Consider the following 13356-nt stretch of genomic DNA (forward strand, 5'->3'; position numbering starts at 1 on the left):
GGATGTCGGGTCACAGGAGGAAACGGGCATGACCGCGCCGCGATGGGCGATCGACAGCGAGACCGGCCGGCTGCGCGAGGTGCTGCTGTGCCGGCCGGATCATTACAGCTGGCAGGCGACCAACGCCGTCGCCGTGAAGACGCTGAGCGACAAGACCGCCGCGCCCGACCGCGCCGCCTTCGACGCGCAGTATGACGGCATGGTGCAGGCCCTTGAGGCGGCGGACGTGACCTGCCGTTACCTGGCGGCGCCCGAGCCGCAGCTGCCCTATCAGGTCTACACCCGCGATTCGAGCCAGATCACCCCCTGGGGTCCGGTGATAACCCAGCTCTATCGCCCGCAGCGGCGCGGCGAATACGCCGGCGTCATCCGCTTCTATGACGAGACCTGCGGCGGCCCTTGGCGCTATTCGACGGCCGGCACGCTGGAGGGCGGCGACATCCACATCATCCGGCCCGGCCTGTTGCTCGTGGGCTATTCCGGCGAGCGCACGGACGAAGCCGGCGCACGCCAATTCGCCCAATGGTTCGAAACCGAGGGCTGGGAGGTGCGCCTTGAACCCTTCCCGGAGCATTTCCTGCATATGGACGTGATCTTCTCGATGGTGGCGCGCGACCTCGCGCTCGCCTGCCTTGAGGTGATGGACGACGATCTGATCCGCTGGCTGCAGGACCGCCAGATCCGTCTGATCCCGGTCAGCTACAAGGACGCGATGCAGCTTTCCTGCAACGTGCTGGCTCTGGGCGACGAGCGGGTGCTGTCGGCAAGCCATTCGAGCGCCGTCAACGCGGCGCTGCGCGCGGAGGGGCTCACCGTGATCGAAACCCCGCTCGACCTCTTCACCCGCGGCGGCGGCGGGGTTCATTGCATGACGATGCCGCTGGCGCGGGATCCGGTGTAGCGGCTCGCGCATCCCGCCCTCCCGCTTGAAGAGCGGAGGGTCGGGGAGAGAGAGAAAGAAAACCTCTCGGCGCGGGAGCGTCGAGGCGATTTGAGCGGACGTAAGGGCGCGACCATGACCCTCCCCAACCTCTCCATCGACGTCGATCGCTTCTGGGCGACGATCGAGGCCTCGGCCGCCATCGGGCCGGGGCGCAAAGGCGGGCTCAGGCGCTTGGCGTTGGACGCGGCCGACGCCGAGATGCGCCGGCTCTTCACCGGGTGGTGCGAGGAGGCCGGCTATGCGGTCACGACCGACCGGCTGGGCGACCTTTTCGCGCGGCGCCCGGGCCGGGACGAGAGCCTGGCGCCGGTGCTGATCGGCAGCCACCTGGACACGCAGGCCGCGGGCGGGCGCTATGACGGGATCGTCGGCGTGCTGGCCGGGCTGGAGGTCATGCGCTCCCTCGACGACCTCAAGATCGAGACCGAGCGGCCGATCGAAGTGGTGAACTGGACCAACGAGGAGGGCGCGCGCTTCACGCCGCCGATGATGGCGAGCCAGGTCTTCGCCGGCCGCCAGACGCTGGAGTGGGCCCTGGCCCGCACCGACGACGCCGGCGTCACGGTGGCCGACGCGCTGGCCGAGCATGGGCTCGCCGGCGAGGCGCCGGTCGGCGGCCGGGCGATCGACAGCTATTTCGAACTGCATATCGAACAGGGGCCCGACCTGGAGGCCGCCGGCGTCCCCCTGGGGATCGTCACCGGCGGCTATGTCGCGCGCGGCATGCGCATCGGGATCGACGGCGACAACGCCCATTCCGGCCCCACGCCGATGCACCGGCGCAAAAACGCGCTGGTCGGCGCCGCGCAAGCCGCCGTCGCGGTCGACGAGATCGGCTGGCGATACGCCCATCTGGACGGCAAGACCACGATCGCCCGGCTTGAGGCCTGGCCGAACAAGCCTGGGATCCTGTCCAGCGAGGCGACCCTCTTCGTCGACTTCCGCAGCCCGGACGCCGCCACCACGCAGTCAATGGAGGCGGAGATCCGCGCCGCCTTGCCCGAAGCGGCGCGGCGCAGCAACTGCACCGTCACAATCGTTGAGGATTGGACTTTCGGCGGCCCGGCCTTCGACCCCGACCTGATGGATCTCTGCCGCCGGACGGCGGAAAGGCTGGGCGTCGCGACGCTGGATCTGATGAGCCAGGCGGGCCACGACGCCTACCACCTCTCCCATCTCTGCCCCAGCGTGTTGCTGTTCACGCCCTGCGTCGACGGGATCAGCCATAACGAGGCGGAGGCGACGACGGCCGCAGATCAGGCCCCGGGGGTGACGGTTCTGTTGAACGCCGTCGCCGAGCGCGCGGGCGTCGGCCCCTGAAGGGCGCGGCGGCGCGGCGCCTCTATCCCGCCGGCGGCTCCAGCGCGTAGCCGGCGGAGCGCACAGTGCGGATCAGGTCCGCGCCGCCCTCATCGTTCAGCGCCTTGCGCAGGCGGCGGATATGGACGTCCACCGTGCGCAGCTCGACATAGACGTCGCGGCCCCACACGGCGTCGAGCAGCTGTTCGCGGCTGAAGACCCGGCCCGGATGCTCCATGAAATGGCGCAGCAGGCGGTATTCGGTCGGCCCCAGCTTCACCTCGCGCTCGCCGCGGCGAACCCGGTGGCCGGCGAGGTCCATGCGGATGTCGGCCACGGTCAGCGATTCCTCGGAAAGCGCCGGGCGGGCGCGGCGCAACAGCGCATGGACCCGCGCCGTCAGCTCGGCCGGCGAGAAGGGTTTGGGCACATAGTCGTCGGCGCCGGCGTCGAGACCGCGCACGGTGTCCGCCTCCTCGCCGCGCGCGGTCAACATGATGATCGGCAGCTGCTTGGTGCCGGGCCGCCTGCGCAGCTGGCGGCAGACCTCAATGCCCGAGAGCTGCGGCAGCATCCAGTCGAGCAGCACCAGATCGGGCGGGTTCTCCTCGACCGCGACGAGGGCCTCCTCGCCGTCTGAAACCGCGTCCACCTCGAAGCCTTCATGCTCCAGATTGTAGCGCAGCAGGGTCACGACCGCCGTTTCGTCCTCGACGATCAGGATCCGGGGCTTCAAGCCGCTCATCGGCCGGGGTCCTCCTCCGCATCCTCGCCGAGATCGTCGTCGTCCGGATCCATCACCGTGTAGTTCGAGGCGTCGGCCTTGGGACGGCGATCGGCGAGCATCTCGCCCTCGACCTGGAAGTGAATGATCTCCGCGATGTTGGTCGCGTGGTCGCCGATCCGCTCCAGGTTTTTGGCGATGAACAAAAGGTGGGTGCAGGGCGTGATGTGCCGCGGATCCTCCATCATGTAGGTCAGCAGCTCGCGGAACAGGCTGGTGTAGAGGCTGTCGACCTCCTCGTCGGATTCCCAGACCTCAACCGCCTTCTCGACGTCGCCCTGCAGGAAGGCGTCCATCACGTCCTTCAACATCGCCTGCACCAGCGCGCCCATGCGTGCGACGCCGCGGGTCAAGGGCGTGACCGGCATCTGGCTCAAGGCGGTCGCGCGCTTGGCCATGTTCTTGGCGTAATCGCCGACCCGCTCCACCTCGGACGAACAGCGCAGGGTCGCCAGGATGAAGCGCAGGTCGTTCGCCACCGGCTGGCGCAGCGCCAGCATGCGCATCACCAGCGCGTCGATCTCGCGCTCGATCGCGTCGATCTGCTTGTCCTGGTCCTTGACCTTGGCCGCAAGCTTTTCGTCGCGCCGCTCCACAGCCTGCAGCGCGGCCTGAAGCTGGGTTTCGGCCAACGCGCCCATCTGGGTGATCTGCTTGGTCAGCCGCTGGAATTCCTCATCATAGGCGGCGACGATATGCGTGCCCTGCTCCGACATCGGTGATCTCTTTCCCGTTTGCGGACGACCCGCGCCCCCGCGCGCCGCCCGACGACCAACCTATTGTGCGGCCCCGTCGTCCGACGGGGCGGCGCCTCTTATCCGAAGCGTCCGGTGATGTAGCCTTGCGTCTTCTCGTCCTTGGGATTGGTGAAGATCGTCTCGGTCTCGCCGTACTCGATCAGATCGCCCAGATGGAAGAAGGCGGTCTTTTGGGAGACGCGGGCGGCCTGCTGCATCGAGTGGGTGACGATGACGATCGTGTAGTTCTCGCGCAGCTCGTGGATCAGGTCCTCGATCTTCGCGGTCGCGATCGGATCCAGCGCCGAGCACGGCTCGTCCATCAGGATCACTTCGGGCTGCACCGCAATGGCGCGCGCGATGCACAGCCGCTGCTGCTGCCCGCCGGAGAGGCCGGTGCCCGGCTGATCCAGGCGGTCCTTCGCCTCCTCCCACAGGCCCGCCTTGCGCAGAGAGGTCTCAACCAACTCGTCGCATTCGGCCTTGTTGCGCACGATGCCGTGGATCTTCGGCCCGTAGGCGATGTTCTCGTAGATCGATTTCGGGAAGGGGTTCGGCTTCTGGAACACCATGCCGACGCGCGCGCGCAGATGCACCACGTCGACCTTGGGGTCGTAGATGTCCTCGCCCTCCATCTCGATCGAGCCCTGGACGCGGCAGATGTCCACCACGTCGTTCATCCGGTTGAGGCAACGCAGGAAGGTCGACTTGCCGCAGCCGGACGGGCCGATCAGCGAGGTGACCGCATGCTCCATGATGTCGATGTCGACGTCGAACAGGGCCTGCTTGTCGCCGTAGAAGACGTTGACCTGGCGCGCCTTCATCTTGGTGCGGCCGTCCGCGCGGGCCTTCGGGGCCGTGGGAGTCGGCGCGGCGGCGGGCGCGTTGGCGGCGTGTTCGGGGACGCCGGTCTGGGTCTGGTCGCTCATTCGGATCGCTCCTTCGCGGGTCGACGGCTCGGGGCGGCTCGGCTCACCAGCGCTTTTCGAATTTCTTGCGCAGCAGCACGGCCGTCAAATTCATCGTAATCAGAAAGGCGAGCAGCACCATGATCGCGGCCGAGGTGCGCTCGACGAAGGCGCGCTCGGGGCTGTCCGCCCAAATGTAGATCTGCACCGGCAGCACCGTCGCCGGATCGGTGAAGCCGCCCGGGATGTCGACGATGAAGGCGACCATGCCGATCATCAGCAGGGGCGCGGTCTCCCCCAACGCCTGGGCCATGCCGATGATGGTTCCGGTCAGCATGCCGGGCATGGCGAGCGGCAGGACGTGGTGGGTCATCGCCTGGATGCGGCTCGCCCCCATGCCGAGCGCCGCCTCGCGGATCGAGGGCGGCACGGCCTTAAGCGCCGCACGTCCCGCGATGATGATGGTCGGCAACGTCATCAGCGTCAGCACCATGCCGCCGACCAGCGGCGCCGAGCGCGGGAACCCGAAGAAATTCAGGAACATCGCCAGGCCCAACAGGCCGAAGACGATGGAGGGCACGGCGGCGAGGTTGTTGATGTTCACCTCGATCAGGTCGGTCCATTTGTTCTTCGGCGCGAACTCCTCGAGATAGACCGCCGTCATGACGCCGATCGGGAAGCTCAGCAGCAGGGTGACCACCAACACGTAGAAGGAGCCGACGACCGCGCCCCAGATGCCCGCCTGCTCCGGCTCGCGGCTGTCGCCGGCGGTGAACAGCGTGGTGTTGAAGGGCAAGGAGATCAGGCCGCGATTCTCCAGGTCCCACAGCCACATGACCTGCTTGTCGGAGAGGCGTCGGTCGGATTCGGCGACCGGCAGGGTGAGGATCTCCCACGAGTCCGCGGGCGCGTCGTTCACGCTCTCCAGAGGCAGGTAGACCTCGCCCGTCGCGCGGCTGTTGTCCACTGAGGTGATCTTCACGACGCCGCCGTTGATGCGCACCAGATAGGAGGGCATCCCCTCGTTCAGCGCTTCGGCGACATCGGGCTGATCGATGCGGCGCTGCAGATCCTCGATCTGTTTTTGCGCCTCCTCGATGTCGTATTCGTAGGAGGCGATGGAGCTCTCGAGGTCTGAGCGCACCTCCTCGTCCTCGACCGACTGCAGCTGGCTTTCGAAACGCTCGATGCGCGCTCGGTCGCCTTCGATGTCGTCGCGCAGATCTTCCGCCCGCTCCGCCAGCATCTCTTTCACCGCGGTCAGGATCGCGCCGAAGTCGTTGGCGGTGGACAGGATCTGAATCTCGCCGCTCGTCCCCGTCGGCGAGGCGATTCCATTGACGCGGGCGGCCGTCTCGACCTCGACCGTCTTGTCCTTGACGTAGATGTCGGCGTCGTCGTTCAGCTTCACCTCGACCGGGATCGTCTGACCGACCAGGGAGGGGTCCTCCAACACCCGCTGGCGCACCACGCCGTCGGCGGAGCCGCTCATCAGCTCGAGCAGGTGACGCCGCTCGCTACGACCCTCGACGGTGGGGAACAGGGCGGTGAAGGCGTCGCGGGTGATCCCCCGATAGCTGCCGTCGCGCAGGCTGTCCAGACTGCGATCTCCTTGCGGGTCGACCTCGCCTGGATCGATCTCGACCTCTATCGTCACATGGCTTTGCCAGAACGCCGAATAGCCCTTGGAGATGATGTCGTAGAACAGGATGAACAGGAAGGTCAGCGCCAACCCGATGGCGACGACGCCGTAGAGCTGGAAGCGCTTCTCGGCGGCGTAGCGGCGCTTCAACGAGGCGTGTACGCGCTTCGAGACCTCGTCCGGGGACGCCGGCGTCGTTCCGTTTGCGGTCGCGTCAGTCATACTGCTCTCGGTATTTGCGGACCACGCGCAGCGCGATCACGTTGAGGATCAGGGTGACGACGAACAACAGCAGCCCCAGCGCGAAGGCGGCGAGCGTCTTCGGACTGTCGAACTCCTGGTCGCCGGTCAGAAGGGTGACGATCTGCACCGTGACGGTGGTCACCGCCTCAAACGGGTTGGCCGTCAGATTGGCCGACAGACCCGCCGCCATGACCACGATCATCGTCTCGCCGATGGCGCGGCTGACCGCCAGCAGAAGGGCGCCGACGATGCCGGGCAGCGCGGCCGGGAGGACGACCTTGCGGATCGTCTCGGACTTGGTCGCGCCCAGCCCGTAGCTGCCCTCGCGCATCGCGCTGGGCACGGCCGAAATCACATCGTCGGAGAGCGACGAGACGAAGGGGATGATCATGATCCCCATCACCGCGCCGGCCGCCAGCGCGCTTTCGGACGCGACGTCGAGGCCGATCGAATCGCCCAGATCACGCAGCGTCGGCGCCACGGTCAGCGCCGCGAAGAAGCCGTAGACCACGGTCGGGATGCCGGCCAGGATCTCCAGCACCGGCTTGAGGACGCCGCGCACCTTCCGGTTGGCGTATTCCGCCATGTAGATCGCCGAGAACAGCCCGATCGGCGCCGCCACGCACATGGCGATGAAGGAGATCAGCATCGTGCCGGCGAAGACCGGGATCGCGCCGAAGGCGCCGGAGCTGCCGACCTGATCGGCGCGGATGGCGATCTGCGGCGACCATTGAAGGCCGAACAGGAATTCGGTGATCGGGATCTGGGCGAAGAAGCGCGAGGCCTCGAAGACCAGCGAGAGCACGATGCCGAGCGTGACCAGGATGGCGATGGTCGAGCTCAGCATCAGCACGGTCATGATGATGCGCTCGACCCGATTGCGCGCGCGCAGATCGGGGCTGATCCGCCGGAACGCCAGCAGCAGCCCGCCGGAGCCGAGCGCCAGCGCGATCACGAACATCGCCGCCTTCGCGGTGACCATCAGATTGGAATAGCGCGCGGCCGCCTCCTGGATCGCCGGGGACGGGTCGCTGGAGGTGATGCCGCCGGTCGCGAGGTTGCGGATGTCGTTCATCACCAGGCCGATGCGGCTCTGATCGAGGCCGGAGAGCTCCTCGGTGATGTCGGCGAGGATCATCTGCTCGACGATGGTCCCCTGGAAGGCGGACCAGACGGCCAGCAGCGCCGCCGCCGGGATCGCGCACCACAGCGCGGCGTACATGCCGTAATAGCTGGGCAGCGAATGGAGGCGGGCGCCGCGGCCGTCGCGGGCCTTCAACGCCCGGCTCTGTCCGAGGTAGTAGGCGAAGCCGATCAGCACGATCAGCGCGACGGCGAAAGCGAGCGTCATGACGGACGAGCCTCTCCTGCGGTCGGCGCGCGCGGCGCGCCTTGAGCAAAGCGGATCACGGGCCGCCTCCTACCCATTCGGGGTCGACGCGGCAAGCAAAGGGACGAACGAATAGCGGAAAATCGGCCGGGGCCGGGACGGCGTCGTCCGCCGAAGGGACGGGCCGGAAAGAGCCGGGCCGGAAGGGGCGGCGGACCCCGAAAGATCCGCCGCCCCCGAAGGCTCCGGTGCGAAGCGCCTTACGAACCGATCGGGGTCAGGTTCTCGGCCGCCTCGCGGAACTTCTTACGCTCGGCCTCCGGCATCGGGATCAGGCCCTTGTCGACCAGATACCCGTCCGGACCCCAGGCGTCGTTCGAGGTGAACTCGTCCAGATACTCCTTCATGCCGGGGATGACGCCGACATGCGCGTTCTTGACGTAGAACCACAGCGACCGGCTGACCGGGTAATCGCCCGTGGCGATCGCCTCGAAGGCCGGCGGGGTGCCGTCGATCGTGGCGCCCTGGATGTCGTCCTCGTTCTGCTCCAGGAAGGAGTAGCCGAAGATGCCGAACGCGGCCGGGTTGGCCTCCAGCTTCTGAACGATCAGGTTGTCGTTCTCGCCGGCCTCGATGAAGCGGCCGTCCTCACGCATGGTGCCGGCCACCTCCTCGAAGGCGTCCTCGTCCTCTTCGGCCATCTTGGCCATGGCGGGGATGCTCTCGGCGCCCTCGAACATCACCAACTCGACGAAGGCGTCGCGCGTGCCGGACGTGGGGGGCGGGCCCAGGACCTCGATCTCGGCGTCCGGCAGGGCCGGGTCGATCTCGGACCACTTGTTGTAGGGGTTCATGACCATCTCGCCGTCCGCATTCGGAACTTCCTTGGCCAGCGCCAGGAAGATCTGCTCGCGGGTCAGGGAGACGTCCTCGCCGGCCTTGGAGTTGGCGAAGACGATGCCGTCGTAGCCGATCTTGATCTCGGTCACCTTGTCCACGCCGTTCGAGTTGCAGCGCTCGATCTCCGAGCTCTTGATGCGACGCGAGGCGTTGGTGATGTCCGGATGCTCGACGCCGACGCCGGCGCAGAACAGCTTCAGGCCGCCGCCCGAGCCGGTCGACTCGATGACCGGGGTCGGGTAGTCGGTCGTCTTGCCGAAGTTCTCGACCACGGCCGAGGCGAAGGGGAAGACCGTCGACGAACCGACGATACGGATCTGGTCGCGCGCCTCGGCGGCGCCGGCCATCGCGACGCAGCCGAAAGCGGCGATCGCGACGGTTTTCGTAAGTGCCTTCATGCTGATTTCCATCCTGAGAGTCGTGTCGTGAAGCGTGTTGCGTCCGCAATAAAGGGGAGCGGTCACGCCCGTCCCCCCTTAAGCGTTAGGGCGGGAGATACGCCCCGGGCGCTGCGCTTTTATGATGGAAATATTACGTCTTCGTGACAGCGGCTTAGACGTCGCGATTCTTTCGCCGACCGACTGTCATATCGCGAGCGGCGGGTCGCGCCGCGCAACTGCGCCGGGAAACGATCCCCTTCGCAGCGCCTCGCGGCGGAGCGCGCCGAGAGACGGCGGCCTGCCGCCGTCAGCCGGTCGCGCGCCGTTGCGGCGTGCGGGGCGCCGCCGCCTCGCGCCGCGCCTCGGCGGCCAGCGGCAGGGTGACGGTGAAGCAGCTGCCCTCGCCTTCGCGGCTGGTGATCGACAGCCGGCCGCGATGCCGGTTGACGATGTGCTTCACGATGGCGAGGCCGAGGCCCGTGCCCCCCAGCTCGCGCGAGCGGGCGGCGTCGACGCGGTAGAAGCGCTCCGTCAGGCGCGGGATGTGTTCGGCCGGGATGCCGGCGCCCTGATCGCGGACGTCGACCGCAAGGCGGCGCGAATCGCGCGCCCGCACCTGCACCGAGACCTCGGTCCCGCGTCCGCCGTACTTGATCGCGTTGTCCACCAGATTGAGGAAGACCTGGGTCAGCTGATCGGCGTCGCCGCGCACGACAGGCTGGAACTCGTCGGGCGGAGCGAACGTGAGGACGGCGCCCCTCTGCTCGGCCTTCATCGCCAGCATGCCCCGCACGCCCTCTAGGATTTCGGCCAGATCGACCGGCTCGGTCGGACGGCTATGCTCGTCCAGTTCGATGCGCGAGAGGCTCAGGAGATCGTTGATCAACCGGAACATGCGCTCCGACTGCTCCTGCATGATGGCGAGGAACTTGTCGCGCGCCGCCGCGTCGTCCCGGGCCGGGCCGCGCAGGGTTTCGATGAAGCCGGTCAGGCTGGTCAGCGGCGTGCGCAGTTCGTGACTGACGTTGGCGACGAAATCCACGCGCATCTGTTCGGAGCGGATCAGGGCGGTGACGTCCTGCAGGTCGACCAGCAGCACGGCCTGGTCCGGCTCGCCGCCCTCCTCAGCGGCGCGTCGCGCGGGCGGCGGCTCCACCGGCTCGATCCGGGCGATGAAGGTCGCCGGCGGCGGCCCGGGCAGCGCGACCTCGACCTGCTGCGCCCCCTGTCCCGCCAAGGCGCGGTCCACCGCCGCCAACAGGTCGGGATGGCGCAGGCCCTCGCCGATGTCGCGGCCGACGAGGTTCTTGTCCAGCAGTCGCTCCGCCCCCCGATTGGCGCGAACCACGCGCCGACGTCGGTCCAGAAACAGCAACGGGTCGGGCAGCGAGGAGACGATGCGGTCCGCCACGCTCGCCTTGTAGCGCAGCGCCTCGGCTTGGGCCTCCGCCTCCTCGGCCATGCGGTTCAACCGGTCGAGCGCGGCCTTTTCGGCCTTCACGCGACGGCGCACCGCGTACAGCGATCCGCCGGCGATCGCCGCGACCAGCATGACGGCGGGACCCGGCGCGATCAGGTCGCGGTGGACGAACCAGCCGATCAGCGCCAGCGCCGGCAGCACCGCGGCAAGGAAGGATCTGACGCCGGGACCGATCATCGTCGCCTCTCGCCCGCATCGCCCTGCGGGATGGGGGGTGTCGCCGTCCGCGCGTTAGAGCAGCGAATCGTAGGCCGCCAAGGCCGCGGTCGCCACCAGATCGCTGACGCTGGCGCCCATCTGCACCACCTGCGCCGGCTTCGAGAGGCCGACCAGCAAGGGGCCGATCACCGTGCCGCCGCCCAGCTCCTGCAGCAGCACGGTGCCCAGATGGGCCGAATTGATGCCCGGCATCACCAGTACGTTGGCCGCGCCGGACAGCCGACAGAAGGGATAGACTCGCTCCATCAGCTCGTAATTCAGCGCGGTGCCGGCCGACAGGTCGCCGTCATATTCGAAATCCGCCCCGCGCAGGTCGAGGGTCTCGACGGCCGCGCGCACGCGCTCCGTGGAGTCGCGCATCGGGTTGCCGAAATTCGAGCTGCACAGGAGCGCCACCCGCGGCTCGTGCCCGAGGCGGCGCGCGTAGGCGGCCGCCTCGGTTGCGATGTCGGCCAGCATCTCCGGGTTGGGCAGATCGTGCACGCTGGTGTCGGCGACGAAGATCGTCCGGCCGCGTGCGAGCAGAATGGTCACGCCCATCGCCCGCTCGCCCGGCTTCGGGTCGATCACCTTCGTCACGTCGTCGAACGCGACCGAGAAGGAGCGGGTCGCCCCTGTCACCATCGCGTGCGCGTCGCCAAGCGCCACCATGCAGGCCCCGAATACGTTGCGATCGCGATTCACCAGCCGCTGGCAATCGCGATAGAGATGTCCTTTGCGCTGCAGGCGTCTATAGAGGAAATCCGTGTACTTTTTATTGTTCTCCGACAGACGCGCGTTGTGCACCTCGATGTCGACGCTTTCGTCGATGCCGAGCTTGCGCATCGTCTCGCGCACCATCTCCTCGCGCCCGATCAGCACCGGCTCGCCGTAGCCGGCGTTCTTATAGGAAACGGCGGCGCGGATGACGCGCTCCTCCTCGCCTTCGGCGAAGACGACGCGGCGCGGGTCGCTGCGCACCTTCTCGAAGATCATCTGCAGCATCGAGGCGGTGGGATCGAGGCGCGCGCGCAGCTCGGTCCGATAGCCCTCCATGTCCATGATCGGCCGCGTAGCGACGCTGGACTCCATCGCCGCCTGGGCGACCGCCGCCGGAACCGCGACGATGAGGCGCGGGTCGAAGGGGGCGGGGATGATGTATTCCGGCCCGAACTGCAAACGCTGGCCGCCGTAGGCCGCGGCCACCTCGTCCGGCACGTCCTCGCGCGCCAGCGCCGCGATCGCCTCGGCGGCCGCGATCTTCATCGCGTCGTTAATGGTCGAGGCCCGCACGTCCAGCGCCCCGCGGAAGATGTAGGGGAAGCCGAGAACGTTGTTGACCTGGTTCGGGAAGTCCGAGCGCCCGGTCGCCATGATCGCGTCGGAGCGCACGGCCGCCACCTCGTCCGGCGTAATCTCCGGGTCGGGATTGGCCATGGCGAAGATGATCGGCTTGTCGGCCATGCTCTCCACCATCGCCTGGGTGACCGCGCCTCTGACCGAGAGGCCGAAGAAGATGTCCGCGCCCTCCAGCGCCTCGGCCAAGGTGCGTTTGTCGGTCGGGGCGGCGTGGGCCGACTTCCACTGGTTCATGCCCTCTTCGCGGCCCTGATAGATCACGCCCTTGCTGTCGCACATGACGACATGGTCGTGCGGCATGCCCATCGCCTTCAGCAGCTCGACGCAGGCGATCGCCGCCGCGCCGGCGCCGTTCACGACAAGCGTCGCCTCCTCCAGCTTCCGACCCGAAAGGTGCAGCGCGTTGATCACCCCCGCGGCCGCGATGATCGCGGTTCCGTGCTGATCGTCGTGAAAGACCGGGATGTTCATCGCCTCGCGCAGGCGCTGCTCGATGATGAAGCACTCCGGCGCCTTGATGTCCTCCAGATTGATCCCGCCGAAGCTCGCCCCCAGCAGCCGCACGCAGTTCACGAACTCGTCGACGTCCTCGGTCTCGACCTCGAGATCGATGCCGTCGACGTCGGCGAAGCGTTTGAACAGGACCGCCTTGCCCTCCATCACCGGCTTGGAGGCAAGCGCCCCGATGTTGCCGAGACCGAGGACCGCGGTGCCGTTCGAAATCACGGCGACCATGTTGCCCTTGGCGGTGTAGTCGTAGGCGGCCTGCGGGTCTTTTTCGATGCGCAGGCACGGCGTCGCCACGCCCGGCGAATAGGCGAGGCTTAAGTCGCGTTGGGTCGTCAGCGGCTTGGTCGCGACGACCTCGATCTTGCCCGGGCGTCCCTGGGCGTGAAACAGCAGCGCGTCTTCTTCGGTGATCTTGCGGCGTTGATCGGCCATGGGCGGTTGCTCGCGTCCCTCGATATCCACATGAAACGCCGTCTCATTTGAGCGGACGGCCTCCCGGCATAGTGACGGGGGGGAGGCGCGCTTACAACATAAGTCGGCCGCGTCGCGAAACCGTCCTCCGAATTCCTCTTCCGCGTGACTTCTCGTTTAACTAGTGTAAGAAAATAAAAACAACCACGAACGGCGAGTTGGGGAAGGACGC

9 protein-coding genes and 2 pseudogenes are annotated in these 13356 nt (G+C 67.5%); 2 read left to right on the top strand and 9 right to left on the bottom strand.

The window, feature by feature from the left end; all coding sequences use genetic code 11:
• The first annotated feature begins 28 nt into the window (after window positions 1-28).
• The gene (locus tag RIB45_RS05770) at window positions 29-901 is read left to right on the top strand and encodes a dimethylarginine dimethylaminohydrolase family protein (protein ID WP_350049281.1); all 873 of its coding nucleotides are present in this window, start codon (window positions 29-31) and stop codon (window positions 899-901) included.
• Window positions 902-1015: 114 nt separating this feature from the next.
• Window positions 1016-2263, top strand: coding sequence for a Zn-dependent hydrolase (locus tag RIB45_RS05775; RefSeq protein WP_350049282.1), 1248 nt, complete (start codon window positions 1016-1018; stop codon window positions 2261-2263).
• 22 nt (window positions 2264-2285) lie between these two features.
• Here RIB45_RS05775 and phoB read toward each other — a convergent pair whose 3' ends face one another.
• The 9 genes and pseudogenes from phoB to RIB45_RS05820 form a co-directional block, all read right to left on the bottom strand.
• Window positions 2286-2987 carry a phosphate regulon transcriptional regulator PhoB gene (gene phoB, locus RIB45_RS05780; RefSeq protein ID WP_350049283.1) on the bottom strand — a complete coding sequence of 234 codons (702 nt, stop codon included), beginning with the start codon at window positions 2985-2987 and terminating at the stop codon, window positions 2286-2288.
• On the bottom strand, window positions 2984-3742 hold the full coding sequence (gene phoU, locus RIB45_RS05785; protein WP_350049284.1) for a phosphate signaling complex protein PhoU: 759 nt from the start codon (window positions 3740-3742) through the stop codon (window positions 2984-2986). Before phoU ends, phoB begins: the two co-directional genes overlap by 4 nt.
• A 98-nt stretch (window positions 3743-3840) precedes the next feature.
• Entirely contained in the window at window positions 3841-4587 is a 747-nt protein-coding gene (gene pstB / locus RIB45_RS05790) for a phosphate ABC transporter ATP-binding protein PstB (RefSeq protein WP_350049391.1), read from the bottom strand.
• 148 nt (window positions 4588-4735) lie between these two features.
• Window positions 4736-5545 (bottom strand): annotated as a pseudogene (gene pstA, locus RIB45_RS05795) (phosphate ABC transporter permease PstA); the annotation flags it as partial.
• Window positions 5546-6052: 507 nt separating this feature from the next.
• A pseudogene (locus RIB45_RS05800) lies at window positions 6053-6535 on the bottom strand (DUF3333 domain-containing protein); the annotation flags it as partial.
• Window positions 6528-7907: a phosphate ABC transporter permease subunit PstC gene (pstC, locus tag RIB45_RS05805; protein WP_350049285.1), complete on the bottom strand. Its 1380-nt coding sequence runs from the start codon at window positions 7905-7907 to the stop codon at window positions 6528-6530. The gene pstC and the pseudogene RIB45_RS05800, both read right to left, overlap by 8 nt.
• Before the next feature lie 239 nt (window positions 7908-8146).
• Window positions 8147-9184 carry a substrate-binding domain-containing protein gene (locus tag RIB45_RS05810; RefSeq protein WP_350049286.1) on the bottom strand — a complete coding sequence of 346 codons (1038 nt, stop codon included), beginning with the start codon at window positions 9182-9184 and terminating at the stop codon, window positions 8147-8149.
• A gap of 289 nt (window positions 9185-9473) precedes the next feature.
• Entirely contained in the window at window positions 9474-10823 is a 1350-nt protein-coding gene (locus tag RIB45_RS05815) for an ATP-binding protein (RefSeq protein WP_350049287.1), read from the bottom strand.
• A gap of 54 nt (window positions 10824-10877) precedes the next feature.
• Window positions 10878-13145, bottom strand: coding sequence for an NADP-dependent malic enzyme (locus RIB45_RS05820; protein ID WP_350049288.1), 2268 nt, complete (start codon window positions 13143-13145; stop codon window positions 10878-10880).
• Window positions 13146-13356: the final 211 nt, after the last annotated feature.

Origin of the sequence: Marivibrio sp., from assembly GCF_040218065.1 — a bacterium.
Taxonomy (GTDB): Bacteria; Pseudomonadota; Alphaproteobacteria; order UBA8366; family Aestuariispiraceae; genus Marivibrio.